We start from the raw sequence: 16,717 nt of genomic DNA, 5'->3' as shown, positions 1-16,717 counted from the left end.
CCGTCGAGGCGCCGTTACAGAACCACCGGTACGACGACAGGATGCTCCAAGTCTTCCGAACAGACGGCTACGCCGTCTTGCCCCAGAGGTTCACAGAAGACGCCCTTGAGGACCTCCGGGCCGAGGCCGACCGTCTGATCCGGCGCTTCACCCAGGACGGTTTCCGTTCGGACGACTACTGGCACTTCACGCCGGCGGGCACGAACGCGCCCGTCCTCTACCGCATCCACAACCTGGAGGACCAGGGCTCCCCTGCGGTGACCCGCCTCTACGCCGACGGCGGTCCCCTGCATCCGATGGCCGCTTCCGTTCTGGACGGTCCCGTACGCGCCACAGCCTGCGCCTTGATCGTCAAGCTGCCGAGGGTGGCCGCCCCGGTGCCCTGGCACCGCGACCGGACCAATGTTCCGCCGCACACCGTGTGCAACCTGAGCGTCTTCCTCGACGACTCCGACGCGGATAACGGATGCCTCGAATTCGTCCCCGGCTCACACCTGTCGCCCGACGACGAGGAGGCCGACGAGCTCCAGGTCCGAGGACCGGTCCACGCCCTCCCACTCACAGCCGGTGACACCGCCATACACGACGTGCGCATCGCCCACGCCTCGCGCCGAAACTGCTCGCCGCGAATCCGGCGCAGCATCGTCATCGAGTTCGCCCCCGCCGATCTGGAGCTGCCGTGACCAGCCTCAATGCCACTGGCCATAGCCCCGGAGTGCGGGTTGCGACTATCACGGTGGGCACCAACGAGCGTCGCTGGCTGGAGCCTTGCTTGGCGACACTTCTAAACAGCGACACCCCCGGGATCGACTTAACAGTCTGGTATGTCGACAACGACTCCAACGATGGCAGCACGGCATTCGTCGAGGACCGCTTTCCCGAGGTGCGTGTCATCCAGAATCGGAGCAACGTCGGCTTCGCCCGCGCCAACAACATCGGCATGCGAGCGGCGCTCGACGACGGTGCCGACTACGTGTTCCTCGTCAACCCGGACACCCAGACACCGAAGTCGCTTGTGCGCGGTCTGACCGAGTTCATGGATGCCTGGACCGACTACGGAGTCGTCGGCCCCATGCAGTACGAGTACGACGAGTCGGGCAACACCGCTCTGGGGGCGTACAACGACTGGTCGAGGACAGCTCTACGCTCGGGCGAGCAGCACGCCTTCGCCGGCGACTGGCCGAACCGTCCCTCACCCGCCAGCCCGCCCGAAGGCCGTGCCCCGAATACCCTGGAGCACGCATACGTCCAAGGGGCGGCCTTCTTCGTCCGCGCCGAGCTGCTTCGCACCGTCGGACTCTTCGACGAGGTCTTCCACACGTACTACGAGGAGACCGATCTGTGCCGTCGCGCCCGCTGGGCCGGGGGGCGCGTCGCCCTCCTGCTCAATGTCGGGATACAGCACTTCGGAGGCGGTGGAACCGCAGGTAGCCGCTACCGGCGTATCCAGATGCGCCGCAACCGCTACTACTACCTCCTCACCGACATCGACTGGCGCCCCCTGCCCACGCTGCGGCTGGCGAGCCGGTGGCTGAAGGACGATCTGCGCGGACGTGGCGTGGGTGGCGTGACCACCTGGTGGCGCGGGACATGGGAAACCGCCGAGGCTGTGTGCTGGCTCGTGCGCCGGGCACCGTTGATCCGAGCGCGCCGCCGCGCCCACCGCCGGCTCGGCTGGCAGACGGACGGTCACGGTCGTCCACAGGCGGGGAGCGCACGATGACCACACCCCGGATTCTGTTCGCCGGCGTCTTCCACTGGAACGCGGGCTCGAGCCACATGATCGTCGAGTACGCCCGAGTCGCTTCAGCGGCGGGATGCGAGGTCGGCGTCTCCAGCCAACTGTCTCGCCTCGACGGCACGGTGAACGTCCACCTGCCGCTCGTGGACGACCTCACCTGGGCCACCCACCTCGTCCTGGTCTTCGAGGGCAGGCAATTCCTGTCCGCCCCGCAGCGTGAACTGTGCGACGCTGTGCCCCGTCGGCGGCGCATCATCCTCGACCCCGACGGCCACTGGGGCCCGTACGTCACCGCCGACCTGGACGACAACGCGGGCGCGTACAGCATCGAGTCCTGGCACAAGCTGTATACCGACCTCAGCGATGTGATTCTTCAGCCGCGGCTTGGTAAATCACTCCCAGACGGGGCCGAGTTCTTCAGCTATTTCGGCATGCCGGACATCCACCGAATCGCCACTGACCTCCGCGAACCACAGTCCCTGCCGTACGAGCTGCAGTACGTCGGCGCGAACTGGTGGCGCTGGAAAACGATGACCAGCCTCGTGCGGGCCGCAGTCGCCGCCGAGCCGTCGATCGAGCGCATCCGGGTCTGCGGACGCTGGTGGGCGGGTGACCCGCACCCCGACCACTTGACCGCCACCGCCAACGAGCCCGGCTGGATGCAGGACCACGGTGTCGAGGTGGCGCCGCCCGTTCCGTTCGGGCATGTGGTCTCCGCCATGTCCCAGGCGGCGATCACGCCGGTGCTGGCCCGTCCGCTGCTCGCGCAGATGGAGCTGTTGACCCCCCGCATGTTCGAAACCCTGGCCTCGGGCAGCATCCCCGCGCTCTGGCCGGGCCTGGGCTACCTGTCCGCACTCTACGGCGGCGACGCGGAGCTCTTCCTGCTCGACGACGAGCCGGCCGACACCCTCGCCCGGATGATGCGCGAGCCGGTCCGGTACCGCGAGCGACTGGCGACCATCCAGCGGCGAGTCCACGAGCGCTTCAACTACCGCGCCGTTCTGACCGAACTCCTGCGGTTCACCCGATGACTCCTGCGAGGTCCGCTGTGTCGAACGTCCTGATCACCGGCATCACCAGCTGCGAGAGCCGCGGTGTCGAGGCCCTGGCCCGCACCATCGCCGAGCAACTGATAAACACCGAAGGAGTCAACAAGGTCACCGTCCTCACTCAGACCCCCGCGCTCGACGAGGGAGCCCTCGCCCCCACCGGCGCCCGCTGCGTGGCCGATCCCTTCGTCGTCTCCCGCTCCTGGCAGCAGATGCGTCCACAGGAGAGCCCTGCCGAGCTGACCGCACGCGGCGCACAACTCCTCGCCGAAACCGACTTGGTCGTCGCCACCGGGGGCGACCTGTACACCTCGGACTACGGGGTCTCCAGACCGTACCTGCGGGTCCTGACCGCAGCCCAGCAGCGGGACATCCCGACAGCGATGATCGGCCAGTCCGTCGGCCCCTTCGACGATCCGTCCGACGCCGAGGCATGGATCACGGTCGCCGCCCGGTGCCACCTCCTCACCGTCCGGGAGAGCCTCTCCCACGGCTACCTCGTGGGCAAACTCGGCCTTCCCGAGCACCGTGTGCAACTGTCCTCCGACCCCGCCTTCCTGCTGCCGACAGCCACTGGCGAGCGAACATCGGCCGTGCTCAGACCCCTGGGGCTCACCCCTCAAGACCCTTACATATGTCTCGCCCCCAGCCAGGGCATCACCCGCTTCAGCGCCCTGGAGGAGGCACAACATGCAACGGCAGTGACGCGACTGGCCACCGCCCTCGCACGCACCTGGCGGATACCGGTCGTCCTCGTGCCGCACTGCCACGACTCCCGGCGCCACAACGACGACCGGATCCTCGCCGCCCATATCGCCGAGGCCGCCGGCATGTCCCAGGTCATGACGCTGCCCGGCGCACTGACAGCCTCCGACTACAAGGGCGTGCTCTCCCGCGCCGAACTCGTCATCTCCGAGCGCCTGCACTCCGCGATCGGCGCACTCTCCAGCGGCGTCCCGGCGATCGCCATCGGCCACTCGCACAAGTTCAACGGAGTGCTCGCCGAAACCTACGGCGACACCGTCGACGTCGACGACATCCACGCAGACGTCCGGGCTTTCACCGAGGACATCACCGTCACCGACCGGATTGTCCACGACACCGACGCTGCCGTACTGCGCACCGCCCTGCAGCAGCGGCTCCCGCTGATCACCGACCGCGCCCGCAGTGACTTCGCCCAGATCAACAGTCTTCTCGGAGCCTGAACCTCCCGCTCCACGCGCGGCTCGTCTACACCGCTTACCGCACGACCCGATGCGGCCCGCTCCCGGGCAGCATCGGGGACCGACTCACGGAATGGGAGACACAACAACCATGCCCACGCATCTGGTGACCGGCGGCGTCGGCTTCATCGGGTCCCACCTTGTCGCATCCTTGATCGAGCGCGGCGACGACGTCGTAGTCCTGGACAACCTCGACGGCGGCAAGACCGAGAACGTACCCGACTGCGCGACCCTCATCGTCGGCTCGGTCGCTGACCAGGCCACGGTCGCCGAACTCTTCGCCTCGTACCGCTTCGACGGCGTCTACCACCTGGCCGCCTTCGCCGCCGAAGGCATCAGCCACGCCGTCAAGCACCACAACTACTCCGTCAACCTTCTCGGCAGCATCAACCTGATCAACGCCTCGCTGGCTGCCAAGGTCAGGTTCTTCGGTTTCGCTTCGTCGGTCGCTGTCTACGGCCACGGACACGTCCCCATGCGCGAGCACGAACAGCCCATCCCGGCGGACAGCTACGGCAACGCGAAACTCGCCGTGGAGCGTGAACTCGCCGCCACCATGAAGCTGCAGGGCCTTCCATACTTCGCACTGCGCATGCACAACGTCTACGGCGAGCGGCAGAACATGGGCGACCCCTACCGCAACGCCGTCGCCATCTTCCTCAACCAGATCATGCGCGGCGAGCCGATCAGCGTGTACGGAGACGGAAGCCAGGTCCGTGCCTTCACCTACGCCCCGGACATCGTCGGCACCTTCCTCGCCGCATCCGACCAGCCGGCAGCCTGGGGCCAGGTCTTCAACGTCGGCTCCTCGCACACCACCACCGTGCTGGATATGGCGCATGCCGTATGTACCGCGATGGGTGTTCCCGACCAGCCGATCATGCACCTGGCGGCCCGCAACGAGGTCCACGCCGCGTACACCGACAACGGCCTTGCCCGTAAGGTGCTCGGCGACTGGACCGACACCCCGCTCGCCGACGGACTTCGATGCACCGCGGCCTGGGCCCGCGAGTACGGCCCCGTGGAACCCGCGACCTCCCTCAGCATCGAGAACGACACCGAAGACAAGTCCGAGTGGTTCGCCTGGGCCTCGGGACGGGCGGTCAGGTCATGACGGCCTACACGCTCGCCATCGATGTCGGCGGGGTCATCTACTACGACGAACCCTTCGACCTCGCCTGGCTCCAAGGAGTCTGGGAGCTTGCGCAGCAGGGTGATCCCACCCTCACCATGGACGCCTTCCTCCAGGCCATGCACGACTTCTACCAGGACCGCGCGTCCGGAGCACCCAAGCCCAGCCTTTTCCCGCCCAATGGCACGAAGAGCTGGCAGCGCGTCCGCGAATGCTGGACCTCGCTTGTACAGCCCATACCAGGAGCGGTCGACGCGCTCAGCCAACTGGCCGGGGAGCACGAAGTTTGCATCGTCGCAAACCAGCCCCCGGAATGCCTCACCGCCCTGCGTGCCGTCGGCATCGAGCACCAGGTCCAACTCGTCGCACTCGACTCGCTCGTTGGCTATGCCAAACCCGACCTCCGCCTCTTCAAGTGGGCCCTGGACCGGCTGAGCTGGAAGCCGGAGCACACCGTGGTCGTCGGCGACCGGACAGACCACGACGCCGCTCCGGCACTCGCTCTTGGCTGCTCGGCAGCCATCGTCAACGTCGACAGCGGATGGAACGCGCCTGCTGGCATCGCCCCCGAGATCGTGACCGCGTACCGCGAAGCGAAAGCCCATCGTGGCTACGCAACTGAGGGAAGCGCGAGGCACTGGCCCCTTGGCGCCCTTGGAGACCTGGCCGACGTACTCCGGGCCATCGGCCGCGAAGAGCGCTGCCCATGGCCGAGCCAGGAGGTACGCCCGTGACCCTCGGCGCCGACCTACCCCTCACCATCGCCATCTGCAGCAACCGTCCCGATAGCCTACCGGGAGCCATCGCTCGTACCGCCACGGCGATCGGGCCGCGAGACCGACTGCTGATCATCGCGGATATGCCCGCTCAGCACCTTCCGGCACTGCCCACTACCTCCTCGCTTCCTCTGTCACGCATCCGTGTCATCTGCAACGAGGAAAACCAAGGACTCGCCTACAGCCGCAATAAGGCCATGAAGGAGGCCACGACGCGGCACCTCGTCTTCCTCGACGACGACATAGTCCCCACCGCCGAGGCACTGACGCAGATACGAGCCGTCCTGGCCGCTGGTGCACATGTCACCGGGACGAGGATCACCGCCCATCTTCAAGGGCGCCGTCGCCCGTGGTTCCTCACCTCGGGCCAACTGCACTACCTCGGGTCCCACGCTCCTGCCCGGCCGGCGTCGATCTGGGGCGGCAGCTTCGCCATCGACTCCGAGCACGCTCGCCTGCTCGGAGTCGGCTTCGACGAACGCCTCGGCCGAGTCGGTAGCGCGCTCACCTCCGCCGAGGACACCACTTTCGTACGGGAGATGACCGCGCGCGGCGCCACTGCGACGGTCCTGCACGATGCCGAAGTCCAACACCTGATCCCTCCCCACCGGCTTACCCTGACCTACCTGCTGCGCCGCGCCTTCTGGCAGGGGCGCAGCGAAGCGCGGCGCAACGACGCGCGGCGAGGCATCGGGAAGGAATGGGACCGTAACCGGTCCGGGGACGGAGTCCCTCCAATGCGGACCGCCCTCGCGGTGCTCTACACCGCAAGTGTCCTCCTCGGCGTCTGCTGGGAGGTCATCACACGGCGACGGACCGGCGCCGGCGACACCGAGACCAGGGGTGTCCGATGAAGGTGGCCATGGTCGTTCCGCCGTATCGGTACGGGGCCGATCCCAGGCAGTGGATCACTGTGCCGCCCCAGGGTTACGGCGGCATCCAGTGGGTCGTTGCCACGCTCATGGACGGGCTGCTGGAGGCCGGGTGCGAGATCCTGCTGCTCGGGGCCCCCGGAAGCCCCGTCCAGGAGGGCGTCACGGTGTCCGACGCGGTCGAGACAGTCGACATCCACACCGCCATCGAGGAGTTCGGCCCGGACGTCGTCCACGACCATTCGAACACCGCTGCACTTCCGTCCGGCGAGCTCAGGCCGTCCGTGAGCACGTACCACCTCAACGGCGTGCCGGAGCGTCAGACCAACGGCATCTATCTCTCCTACGCACAGCGCGCCGCCGCGGGGTCGGTATCCGCCCCGGTGATCAGGCTGCCGGTTAACCCCTCGCGATATCCGATCCAGGAGGCGAAGGACGACTACCTCCTCTTCCTGGGCCGGGTCTCCGCGCACAAGGGCGTGCGCGAGTCAGCCGCATTCGCACACGCCGCCGGCCTGCCACTGACGGTCGCCGGACCAGCCTGGGAGAAGGACTACTTGAAGGCTCTGCTGGCGGACTTCCAGCGCACCGTCCGCTACGTGGGCGAGGTCGGCGGCAGCGCCCGTACCCGACTGATCGCACGAGCCCGAGCGCAGCTCGTTCTGTCCCAGCCCTGGGGAGGCCCGTTCGGCGGGCGATGGATCGAACCCGGTGCCACCGTGGTCTCGGAGGCCGCCGCCAGCGGCACCCCGGTGATCGCCAGCGACAACGGGTGCCTGCCCGAGATCGTCCCCGGTGTCGGCACGGTACTGCCGGTCGGACAGGAGATCACGCCCGAAGACGCGAAGCGGGTGATAGCGTCGCTGCCCACGCCCCAGGCCGTACGCGAAACAGCACTGGACCGTTGGGGTCACCACACGATCGCCCGCCAGTACTTGGCGGTTTACAAGAGGGCGGTCAGCGGCGAGGTCTGGACGTGACTTCGGCTGATCACGCCGTGCGCTGCTTCGCGAGACGCTGACGGCGCGCCTCGTAGAGAACGACGGAGGCGGCGTTCGACGCGTTCAGGGAGCTGGCCGAGCCCGTCATCGGAATGCTGACCACGTGGTCGCAGAGCTCACGCCAGGCCGCACTGAGGCCCGCGGTCTCGTTGCCGATGAGCAGCAGGACCGGCTGGGTCAGGTCGAATTCCGAGACGTCGGCGTCGCCGTTCTCGTCCGTGCCGACGACAGCCACCGGTCGCCCCTGGGCGCGCCCCCGCTCCAGCCACTCCATGACCTCGTGGTGAGACTGGCTGCGGACCACGGGCACGGCGAAGAACGACCCCGTTGAGGCACGTACTGACTTGGGGTCGTAAGGGTCAGCAGCGTGCCCCGTCACGATGAGGCCGTCGGCACCGAACGCGTCGGCCGATCGCACGATGCTTCCGATGTTGCCGGGCTGTGTCGGCCGGTCAAAGACCAGGCCGAGGAAGTCGTCGTCGACCTTGATCCGCGACAGACTGTCCGGGGCCATTTCGACTACTGCCAGGACCTCGACAGCTCCGTCGGTCTTCTCGCTGAGCTCGGCGAGCAGTTGCGGCGCCACCGCTACGCGTTCGGCACCGACACGGCGTAGCAGGTCCTCGGCCCATCGGGAGAGCGGGCGGCTGGCGTCGTAGAGCAGGGAGCCAATGGTCCAGCCGTGCTCCACGGCCATCGTGATCGGACGTACGCCCTGGACCAGGAACTCCTTGGCGCGCCCTCGCTTGGTGCGGTTGTTCAGCAGCGTCTGCAGCTGCTGGAAACGGGCATTGCGGGTCGAGATCCGCTGGACTGCCACCCGTCCTCCAAGCCAAAGATGATCATTGCGAACCCGGTATCCCAGGTGGAATAGAGCACCGAGCATCCTGAAGGTTACACGGACCGGATCGTTACCGAACGCGTCCGTCCAGTAGCGTCAGGCGTCTCTGCCCGGGCCCGCGCAGAGAGGGCAGCTGGTCTCGGGCTCGTCAGGCCGAACCCCATTTCGCTTGGTCATCCATTTGTCTCAGCGTCTGAATGCGGTACGACAATTGGTCGGCAGCGGCCGTGTCTCCGCGATCCGCACGCCGAATGAAGGAGCCGAGCGTGTGCAGATCTCGGATGCCGACCAGGACCGAGAGGCCCGGCCACTCCCTGATGTCGTAGCCGTACCGGAGGCTGAAGTCATCCAACTCTGCGGAGGTGCGTCCGAAACGGACCCCTTGGAACGTGTTGGCCAGGTCGATCTCGCGTGGCCCGAGTGCCGCCTCGTCCCAGTCTCCGAGCCTGATGCGCTGAGCGTCCCACAGGGTGTTGCCTGGATATGCGTCGCCGTGGATGTGGCCGTGGCCCAGGGGGAATTCGAGCCCTGCGTAAGCATTGAGGAGTTCCTGCCTGCGCTCCATGAGCCAGGTCTGCGTGTCCGACCCAAGGTACGTGCTGGATTCCACGGCATCCTTGAGTGAGGAAAGGGGCTGGTACTGCGGCAGCGTCACCGGCGGGGCCGGCAGGGAGTGCAGGGCTCGCAGCAGATCGCCCAACCGGCCGGTCGGGGGCCGGCTGTGTGCGGGCTGTGGATAGTGCCGCCAGAACGTAACGGTGTAAGGCTCGTACACCACCGGCTGGGGTACGTCTGCGGGTTCTGTCGCCGGAAAGCCGCTCGCGACAAGCCAGCGCGTGAGTGAAACGGCCGTCGCGAGGTTGTGCTGCTGCGAGATAGGGCTCACGCGTGCCACGACGTCTTCCGCGGTGACGAGGAACACGGAGGTAGCGTGGTGGTGGAGAGGGGCGAGGGATCGGTCTGGCAGACCTGATGCCTGGCAGGCCATGCGGGCGGCGGATTCAGGAGAGACCGTCATTGTCATGAGGTGAGGGCCTTCGCTTTGGTGTCGATCGCCTGATAGCCGCGGGTGGCGTCGGCAAGCTCGCGTACAACGCGACTTCCGGCGAACCGTGGGTCTTCCAGAAGCCTAGCCACTCCTTGCACGGCGTCGCCGAGCTGTCGGATGCGACGGTCCACTGGTAGCTCGAGGATGGGTTGGAGCTGTTCGCCGACCCCCTCGATCTCGCCGACGGCGATACGCGCGGTGACGATGTCCAGGCGAGCCAGGGCCTCGTCGCCGTACGAACGCTGCTCCGCTGGGCCTGTCTCGTATAGCTCGATCGCCGCGGCAGCGTGGTGCTCGGCCAGCCCGTGTTCGCCCAGCAGGGCGTATGTTCCGCCGATGTAGTACTCCTGCTTCGCTTCCGGGAAGGTGAGCAGTCCCCCGAAACGCGTGAGTCCGTCAGGGTCTGTGTGTTGGTCGCGGGCACGTTCGAGTTCCCGGAGTGCCGCCAGTGCGGTGTTCCGGTCGCCGATACGTGCCGCTGCCCTTGCCTCGATGGCTGCTGTCCTGATCCGCGTCTCACCGTCGGGAGCGTGCCGGCTCGCCTGCTGCGTGTACTCCAGGGCTGTGAACCGGTGAGTCGACCATTCCGCGATCAGTGCGGCTGTGCCCTTGACCCATGCCCGGAGATCGTTGTGGTCGGCGTGATCGGCTAACGTCCAGGCCGCCTGGAGCTGTGCGATCGCCGAGTCCTGGTCGCCGAGGTTCTGTGACGCGTGGGCGAGGAGCAGGCAGCTCGTACCGGCGAGAAGATACAGTTCACGAGTTTGTCCTGGGGGCTGGTGACCGCTCAGGAGGGACAAGAGCTTGTCCCGTGTCGACAGCAGGTCGTGGAAGAGCGGGTGCAGAGGAGCGTGAACGTAGTCCGTCGCGATGCGGGTGATCTTGGATTGCAGCCCCTCAAGCTCGACGTCGCTCACGTTGCTCCTCGTGACCTCCTCGGTGAACTGCAGCGACTGCGCCGCGGCCTGTGCCGCGAGCTCATGCAGGTTCCCGGTCCGTTCGCCGGTCGCGACCTGACGTTCCGCTACTGGTTGTCTCCGGTGCGGCAAGGGGACGGGCGTCGAGCTCGCGTGATGCTCGCGGAACGGCGGTGGGAGGAGGACAGCAGGCGTCTCGATGCCCCTGAGGAACCTGGCGACCTTGTCGAGGCTCGACAGGCGACGGGTTCCGGCTTCGAGCATTGACAGGAAGCCCTGGCTCAGCCCAGTCAGATCGGCCATGTCGTCCTGGCGGAGCTTGACTCGCTCCCGAATGAGGCGACTGACGAGGCCGAAGTCCCATTCAGCGATGGCTCTTTGGACTTGCGCATCCTGCCAGACGGTGTCCGGGACCTGGGGTTCAAAGCGGGAGGCAAGACGCCTGTCACGTGCGCATGCGGCGCACCACTCCTCGTCGTTGTACTGGCTCAGCCGGCATCCGCAGTCTGCGCACACGCGAGCGTGCTGTCGCATCGCACCCCCGTCTTCTCGTCAGCGCACGTCAGAGTACGTGGGGTCCGAGTCGGTCGGTATCACTCCCGTAATACGCGCAGTCGCTGCCTGCGGCCGCCCGTCGGCGCCTCAGCTGTCGAGGGTCGTCGCGGTGATCGCGTTCAAGAGCTGCGAGACGTCTTCGAGGCCGTCGAGGACCACGTCGGCCCCGGCTGAGGCCAGTTCGGCGGCGGGTGTCTTGCCGGACGCGACTCCGATCACCGGAGCGCCTCCTTCAAGCCCCGTACGGACGTCCTCGAGGGAGTCCCCGATGATGACGGTGTTGGAGCGGGTGAAAACCGCCCCGTATTTGGCCTGGGCCCGTTTCTGCGCGACGGCGACGAGGGCGGGGCGGTGTTCGTCGTCCGAGGAGTAGCCGCCGATCTCCGTGTCGAGGTACCCGTCGAGGTCGAACGCTTCGAGTTTCAGCAGCGCGTTGGGCTTGAGGTTTCCGGTGACGACAGTGGGCACGAGGTTTGGCCGTGTGTGGACCGCCTGCAGAGCAGCTAGGGCGCCGGGTATGAGGATGCCCTGTTCGCGTAGATCCTTCGAATGTGCCGCAAGATGGTGCGGCAGGACTTCCACCATGCGCGGCACCAGGTGGGGGACATCCGTTTCCTGGACGCCGTTGTCCAGAAGCAGGGACCGGATGGCGAGGGGCATGGTCACGCCGGTTCCTCGTGCCGGCAGGCGTTCCGCTGGGCGCCCAACGATCTCTGCGAAGGCTTCGCGGTAGACCTGCCGGTCGATGTCGCCGACGTACAGCAGCGTGCGGTCGATGTCCCAGAGAACAAGGGACATCGGGATCTTCGTCAACTTTTTCTCCCTGCTCCCGCCGGGCCAGTGGCTCGTTCCAGTACGCCTTGAGCGTACGGGCTGTGGATCACCGGTCGGAGATGGCCGAGCATGACGTCGATGTGGTCGTTCAGGCGCGCGGACTGGAGTTGGTCAGCGAGGTCGAGGGCTTCGTGCGCTGCGACGGATCCGGCTTCGAGATCGCCGTCGGCGAAGTGGGCGGTTGCGGCGCGAGAGAGGAACAGGCCCCTGGTCCGGTGGTCACCGGGGTTGAGGGCTTCCCGCGCTTTGGTGAAGCTGGCGATCGCGCTCCGGGGGGCGCCGAGGTCGAGGTGACAGCTGCCGGTCTGTCCGTGGATCTCGCCTTCATTGATCCAGTACAGCCACTGTGGATCGTGTTCTGAGCGTCCCTGGGCACAAAGTTCGGCTGCTTGCCCGAGTGCGGCGAGTGCCGCTTGCCGCTCGCCGAGTTTCGCGTGCCCACGTGCCTGGCGGGTCAGCAACATAGCCTCGAGAGCTGGTGTGCGCAGTTTTTTGACCTTTTCTCGCGCTCGTTGGGCTGCGGTGACGGCATGGTGCGGTGCTCCGGTGGAGTAGCCGTGGATGGCGATGTAGGACAAGGCACCAGCACCGAGCCGGATATCGCTCGAGGCCTTGGCTGCACGAAGCGCGGCATACAGGTACCCCAGCGTCCGGCCCCGCTGGCCGGAGTCGAAGGCGAACCAGCCCGTCTGAGTAGCAGTGTCCGCAATGATCGCCGCGAGTCGCCGTCCCGTTCTTTCGTTGTACGTCGTGTGTTCCACGAGATGCATGAGGAACTGGAGGTGGTTGTCGCCCAGCGTTGTGAGTGTGCCGCTGCCGTCGCTCGCGTCCATAGTTCGAAGGCCGTCCGTCGTGCGCTGGAGCCCGTCGAGCACACCGGGCGAGAGGCGGCTCCCCTCAGCCGCGCGTTGAAGGGGCTCGGCCTGGGCTGACTCCCACTGGTTCACGAAAGCGGTAAACGCTATGGCGCTTCCGGTGAGGAATTGCCGACGGTCCACCGCGCTACCTCCCACCGCAAAATCCAGTGCTGCCACCATACGGGCCGTTGTCCAGGGCAGGGCGGGATCAGCATCACCGGCAAAGTGCCGCAGAGGCAGTTGCGATGGACTGGATGTGGCCTGTGGGAGAGGGAGCGGAACAAGTTCGGCAGGCACTTCCAAGCCCGTCAGGAACTCGACAATCTTGTCGATGTTGGTGAGGCGACGGCTTCCCGCTTCCAGCATGGAGAGGAATCCCTGGCTCAGCCCTGTGAGTTGTGCCATGTCCTCTTGCCGGAGGGAGCCACGCAGCCGGATCAGGCGGCTCGCTTGGCCGAAGTCCCATGCGCTGAGTGCGGCGCGAACATCTAGGTCGAACCATACATATTCCGGAACAATAGGGGTCGATTGTTCCACTTGCTGGGAGCGAGAGCACGCGAAGCACAGAGCGTCGGTGTTGTAGCTGCTCAATTGACCATCGCACTTGTCGCAGCTCCGCGGCTGCTGCTGATACACGGCATACCTCCCTGTTGAGCGAGCGCACGCAACCTCAATTACTCATAGTGGAACCGCAATCACCCAAGTGATATCACCTTCGGAATGTGTGCGCGGGGCGCTTTGTCGCCAGAGTTGGGGGACCCGCAGCGCGGCGAAGAGGCCCACCGACTGAGCCCCATCGCTCGGTCTACCTGCTGTTCGTCGTGTGGCGGGGAACGCGAAGTTGTCGCTGCTCCTCCATTGGAGTCCACGTTGCTCTCCGCCACACGATCAAGCCTGGGGCCCGCTCCTCCCCACAGCCATCGGTGACTTCGATCCCTGGTCCGGCCGTCGGGGAGCTATCGCGGTTGGGGCTCTCGGTCCCCCCGTACCGAAGCCCTTCATGCACCCCGACGGCTTTTTGTTTCTCCTCCCTCCGTTCCATCGCCGCTCGAGGATCTGATGACCCAGCCCGTAGACGCAGTGTTCTGGTTTCTGCTGCCGGCCTTGGCCGCTGTGGGAGCCGTGGCTCTCCGGTATCGGAGATTGGCCGTGGTGCGGGCCCGGCGGATAAGGGTCCTGGAGCAGGAAGCCGCGGTCCTCGAGCGGGAGCTCTCAGTGCGGAATGCGGAGGCTCGTCATCTGGTGGAGCAGCGTTTGCCTGCCGTAGTGAACCAGTTGTGGAGCAGCCAGTGTGCTGATGTGCCTGCTCTGCTGCACACCGAACTGGCGGGGACACCGTTCGCGGACTCCCAGGATGGCGTGATCCACCTGTTCACGAAGGTGCGTGAGCAGGCTGTGCAGCGGGCGGAAGAGGCTGCACAGGCCGCAGTCAAGGCGGTCACGCGGTCGATGCAGGCCCTGATCAACGAGCAGCAGGGCGCTGTGTCCGCCATGCTCGATCGCCACGCCGACCCGCGGGTCCTGGCGGATGCGAATGCGATCGACCATGCCAGCAGTCAGCTCGGCCGGCGAGCTCAGGTTCTGGGGATGCTGACTGGTTCCTGGCCTGGGCGGCAGCGGGTCACCTCTCCGTTGCTGGATGTTGTGCGAGGTGGGGCCAGCCGTATCCGCGACTACGCCCGCATAGACGTAAACGGCGAGCTGCCGGTCTCGGTGGTGAGCCGGGCGGTCGAGCCGGTGGTGCTGGCTGTTGCCGAGTTGCTGGACAACGCGGCTCGCCACTCCGAGCCGAGTTCAAAGGTGCAGGTGTGGTTCCAGCAGACCCATAACGGTGTGGGCATCGTCATCGACGACTCTGGCGTCGGGCTCAAGCCCGAAGACCAGGACTTGGCAGCAAGGTTGCTTGCCGGCCGCGATCCGGTCCTGCTGACGCGGCTGCGCAGTCCGCTGAAGCTCGGGTTCGCCGCGGTGGGACTGCTGGCTGCCCGCTACGGATTCGCGGCCAGCGTCGATGCGTCCTCGCCTTTCGGCGGCACCCGCGCGGTGGTCTACCTGCCCAAGGACCTGCTCACCACCGCCACTGGACACGTGCAGGGCACGACTTCTGCCACGGTTCCGAGTACGGCACCGGACCCGGCAGTGACAGGACCAGCCGCTCCGACGGTTGCGCCGCGGCCCACGCCGGCGACGGCGCCTGTACCGCAACCGTCTTCGGATTCGGGGCAGCCGTCTCAGCCGAGGCCCGACGGGTTGCCGCAGCGCCGCAGGCGCCAACCGCAGCAGCATTCCGCCGCCGATGGGCCGCGCATGCAGACCCCGACGAACTCCGGCCGCGGCCTCGGTGCACTCATTCGTGGCCGCCGGGCCGCGCAGGACCAGAAGAACACCGGTGAAAGGAACGTCTGATCATGAACACCGTCGCTCGCTCTACTCATCCCAGTCTGGGCTGGATCCTGGACGAGCACATCCTGTCGCTGGCTCACACCACGCGTGCCCTGCTGTTGTCCGCCGACGGCCTGACGGTCGCCAGCTCGCAGGGTGTGGACCGGGACTTGGCCGAGCGGATGGCCGCGGCTGTGTCCGGGTTGCAGTCGTTGAGCCGCGAGGCTGGCGAGTTTGCCGACTGTCAGCAGCAGCCGTGGGAGCTGACCATGATCCAGTATGGGGAGGGCTACGTCTTCCTCATGGCCGCCGCTGAGGGCACATACCTGGCTGTCTCCGCCTCCAAGAAGGCTGACATCGAGGCGATCTCCTACACCATGGAAAGGACCATTGGCCGCCTGGGTCAGGAGATGGGTGTCGGTTCTCGGGACACCTCGGGTATGGGGTCATGACCGCGTCCCGGCGCGGCCGGGATGGCGGGCTGGTGCGGCCCTACGTCGTTACGGGTGGCCGTTCCGCCCCGAGCCGCAACCACTTCGATCACCTCACGCTGGTGATCGTCCGGCCTGAGGTTCCACGCTCTCATCTGACGGCGGAGCGGCGCCAGGTGGTGGAGCTGTGTCTTCCGGGCGCCTTGTCCGTCGCCGAGATCAGCGCCCATCTGGGCCTGCCGGTCAGTGTCTTGTGCTTCCCGCTGGCCGACTTGATGGACAGCGGCCACATCACGACCCGTGCCCCGATTCCCCCCGCCAAGCAGCCCGATCCAGACCTTTTGAAGGCAGTGCTTCATGGACTCCGCGCCCTTTGACCCACCAGCCGACACCGCCTATCTGCGCGGCCACGAGACGGCTGTGAAGATCGTGATCGCGGGGGCTTTTGGTGTCGGCAAGACCACCTTCATCGGCTCCCTGTCCGAGATACGCCCGCTGCGTACCGAGGAAGACATGACCGCGGCCAGTGTCGGGACCGACTGTCTGGAGGGTCTGCCGGGCAAGACCTCCACGACGGTCGCCATGGATTTCGGCCGCCTGTCGCTGAGCGACCAGCTGGTGCTGTACCTGTTCGGCGCCCCCGGGCAGGAACGGTTCCGCCGCTTCCTCGCCGACCTCACACGCGGCGCTCTCGGCGCGCTGATCCTCGTCGACACGCGCCGCCTGGAAGACAGCTACGACATCATCGGCCGGCTGGAGGAGCTCGGCATCTCGTACGCCATCGCCGTCAACACCTTCCCTGACGCGCCGGCCTACAGCCTGGGGCAGTTGCGCGAGGCGATGGACCTTCCCGAGCGCACGCCGCTGGTCATGTGTGATGCCCGCGAGCGTCAGAGCTCCAGGGATGCGCTGATCTGCCTCGTGGAGTATCTGCTCACTCTCCACCCGGAGCCTGCCCGATGACTATGCCTCCCTCTCCTTCCGCCTCAATGTTCGGACGGCCGTCCGGCGGCTGCCCCTACGGCCGTCCTGTTGCCGACAGCTACGCGAGGCCG

At 66.7% G+C, this 16,717-nt stretch carries 17 protein-coding genes; 12 read left to right on the top strand and 5 right to left on the bottom strand.

The genetic code is table 11. The features are described from left to right. The first annotated feature begins 41 nt into the window (after positions 1-41). The 8 genes from PV419_RS01990 to PV419_RS01955 all read left to right on the top strand — a co-directional run bounded on the left by PV419_RS01990 (position 42) and on the right by PV419_RS01955 (position 7,776). On the top strand, positions 42-683 hold the full coding sequence (locus tag PV419_RS01990) for a phytanoyl-CoA dioxygenase family protein (RefSeq protein ID WP_319685859.1): 642 nt from the start codon (positions 42-44) through the stop codon (positions 681-683). Further along, on the top strand, positions 680-1,723 hold the full coding sequence (locus PV419_RS01985; protein WP_319685858.1) for a glycosyltransferase family 2 protein: 1,044 nt from the start codon (positions 680-682) through the stop codon (positions 1,721-1,723). The genes PV419_RS01990 and PV419_RS01985 overlap by 4 nt, the downstream gene beginning before the upstream one ends. Then, positions 1,720-2,775 (top strand): glycosyltransferase, encoded by a 1,056-nt coding sequence (locus PV419_RS01980; protein ID WP_319685857.1) that lies wholly within the window; start codon positions 1,720-1,722, stop codon positions 2,773-2,775. Before PV419_RS01985 ends, PV419_RS01980 begins: the two co-directional genes overlap by 4 nt. Next, positions 2,772-3,998: a polysaccharide pyruvyl transferase family protein gene (locus PV419_RS01975; RefSeq protein ID WP_319685856.1), complete on the top strand. Its 1,227-nt coding sequence runs from the start codon at positions 2,772-2,774 to the stop codon at positions 3,996-3,998. The genes PV419_RS01980 and PV419_RS01975 overlap by 4 nt, the downstream gene beginning before the upstream one ends. A 109-nt stretch (positions 3,999-4,107) precedes the next feature. After that, positions 4,108-5,130, top strand: a complete 1,023-nt coding sequence (locus tag PV419_RS01970) for an NAD-dependent epimerase/dehydratase family protein (protein ID WP_319685855.1) — start codon at positions 4,108-4,110, stop codon at positions 5,128-5,130. Next, positions 5,127-5,882, top strand: coding sequence for an HAD family hydrolase (locus tag PV419_RS01965; protein ID WP_319685854.1), 756 nt, complete (start codon positions 5,127-5,129; stop codon positions 5,880-5,882). Before PV419_RS01970 ends, PV419_RS01965 begins: the two co-directional genes overlap by 4 nt. Beyond that, on the top strand, positions 5,855-6,778 hold the full coding sequence (locus PV419_RS01960; protein ID WP_319685853.1) for a glycosyltransferase family 2 protein: 924 nt from the start codon (positions 5,855-5,857) through the stop codon (positions 6,776-6,778). The genes PV419_RS01965 and PV419_RS01960 overlap by 28 nt, the downstream gene beginning before the upstream one ends. Further along, positions 6,775-7,776 carry a glycosyltransferase gene (locus PV419_RS01955; RefSeq protein ID WP_319685852.1) on the top strand — a complete coding sequence of 334 codons (1,002 nt, stop codon included), beginning with the start codon at positions 6,775-6,777 and terminating at the stop codon, positions 7,774-7,776. The genes PV419_RS01960 and PV419_RS01955 overlap by 4 nt, the downstream gene beginning before the upstream one ends. Positions 7,777-7,786: 10 nt before the next feature. Here PV419_RS01955 and PV419_RS01950 read toward each other — a convergent pair whose 3' ends face one another. The 5 genes from PV419_RS01950 to PV419_RS01930 all read right to left on the bottom strand — a co-directional run bounded on the left by PV419_RS01950 (position 7,787) and on the right by PV419_RS01930 (position 13,485). After that, the gene (locus tag PV419_RS01950) at positions 7,787-8,617 is read right to left on the bottom strand and encodes an RNA methyltransferase (RefSeq protein WP_319685851.1); all 831 of its coding nucleotides are present in this window, start codon (positions 8,615-8,617) and stop codon (positions 7,787-7,789) included. Positions 8,618-8,786: 169 nt separating this feature from the next. After that, positions 8,787-9,560: a phosphotransferase family protein gene (locus tag PV419_RS01945; RefSeq protein ID WP_319685850.1), complete on the bottom strand. Its 774-nt coding sequence runs from the start codon at positions 9,558-9,560 to the stop codon at positions 8,787-8,789. A gap of 98 nt (positions 9,561-9,658) precedes the next feature. Next, positions 9,659-10,906, bottom strand: coding sequence for an XRE family transcriptional regulator (locus tag PV419_RS01940; RefSeq protein WP_319685849.1), 1,248 nt, complete (start codon positions 10,904-10,906; stop codon positions 9,659-9,661). Between the two features lie 339 nt (positions 10,907-11,245). Continuing rightward, positions 11,246-11,956 (bottom strand): HAD family hydrolase, encoded by a 711-nt coding sequence (locus PV419_RS01935; protein WP_319686198.1) that lies wholly within the window; start codon positions 11,954-11,956, stop codon positions 11,246-11,248. A gap of 11 nt (positions 11,957-11,967) precedes the next feature. Further along, on the bottom strand, positions 11,968-13,485 hold the full coding sequence (locus PV419_RS01930; protein ID WP_319685848.1) for a helix-turn-helix transcriptional regulator: 1,518 nt from the start codon (positions 13,483-13,485) through the stop codon (positions 11,968-11,970). Positions 13,486-13,908: 423 nt separating this feature from the next. Here PV419_RS01930 and PV419_RS01925 point away from each other — a divergent pair, with 423 nt between their 5' ends. The 4 genes from PV419_RS01925 to PV419_RS01910 are packed head-to-tail and all read left to right on the top strand — an operon-like array spanning position 13,909 to position 16,625. Then, positions 13,909-15,255, top strand: coding sequence for an ATP-binding protein (locus tag PV419_RS01925; RefSeq protein ID WP_319685847.1), 1,347 nt, complete (start codon positions 13,909-13,911; stop codon positions 15,253-15,255). 2 nt (positions 15,256-15,257) lie between these two features. Then, the gene (locus PV419_RS01920) at positions 15,258-15,683 is read left to right on the top strand and encodes a roadblock/LC7 domain-containing protein (protein ID WP_319685846.1); all 426 of its coding nucleotides are present in this window, start codon (positions 15,258-15,260) and stop codon (positions 15,681-15,683) included. Continuing rightward, positions 15,680-16,039: a DUF742 domain-containing protein gene (locus PV419_RS01915; RefSeq protein ID WP_319685845.1), complete on the top strand. Its 360-nt coding sequence runs from the start codon at positions 15,680-15,682 to the stop codon at positions 16,037-16,039. Before PV419_RS01920 ends, PV419_RS01915 begins: the two co-directional genes overlap by 4 nt. Then, positions 16,020-16,625, top strand: coding sequence for a GTP-binding protein (locus tag PV419_RS01910; protein ID WP_319685844.1), 606 nt, complete (start codon positions 16,020-16,022; stop codon positions 16,623-16,625). Before PV419_RS01915 ends, PV419_RS01910 begins: the two co-directional genes overlap by 20 nt. Positions 16,626-16,717: the final 92 nt, after the last annotated feature.

It is taken from the genome of Streptomyces sp. ME19-01-6 (genome assembly GCF_033793745.1).
In the GTDB taxonomy this organism is placed as follows: domain Bacteria; phylum Actinomycetota; class Actinomycetes; order Streptomycetales; family Streptomycetaceae; genus Streptomyces.
This window is presented reverse-complemented; position numbering and strand designations above follow the sequence as displayed.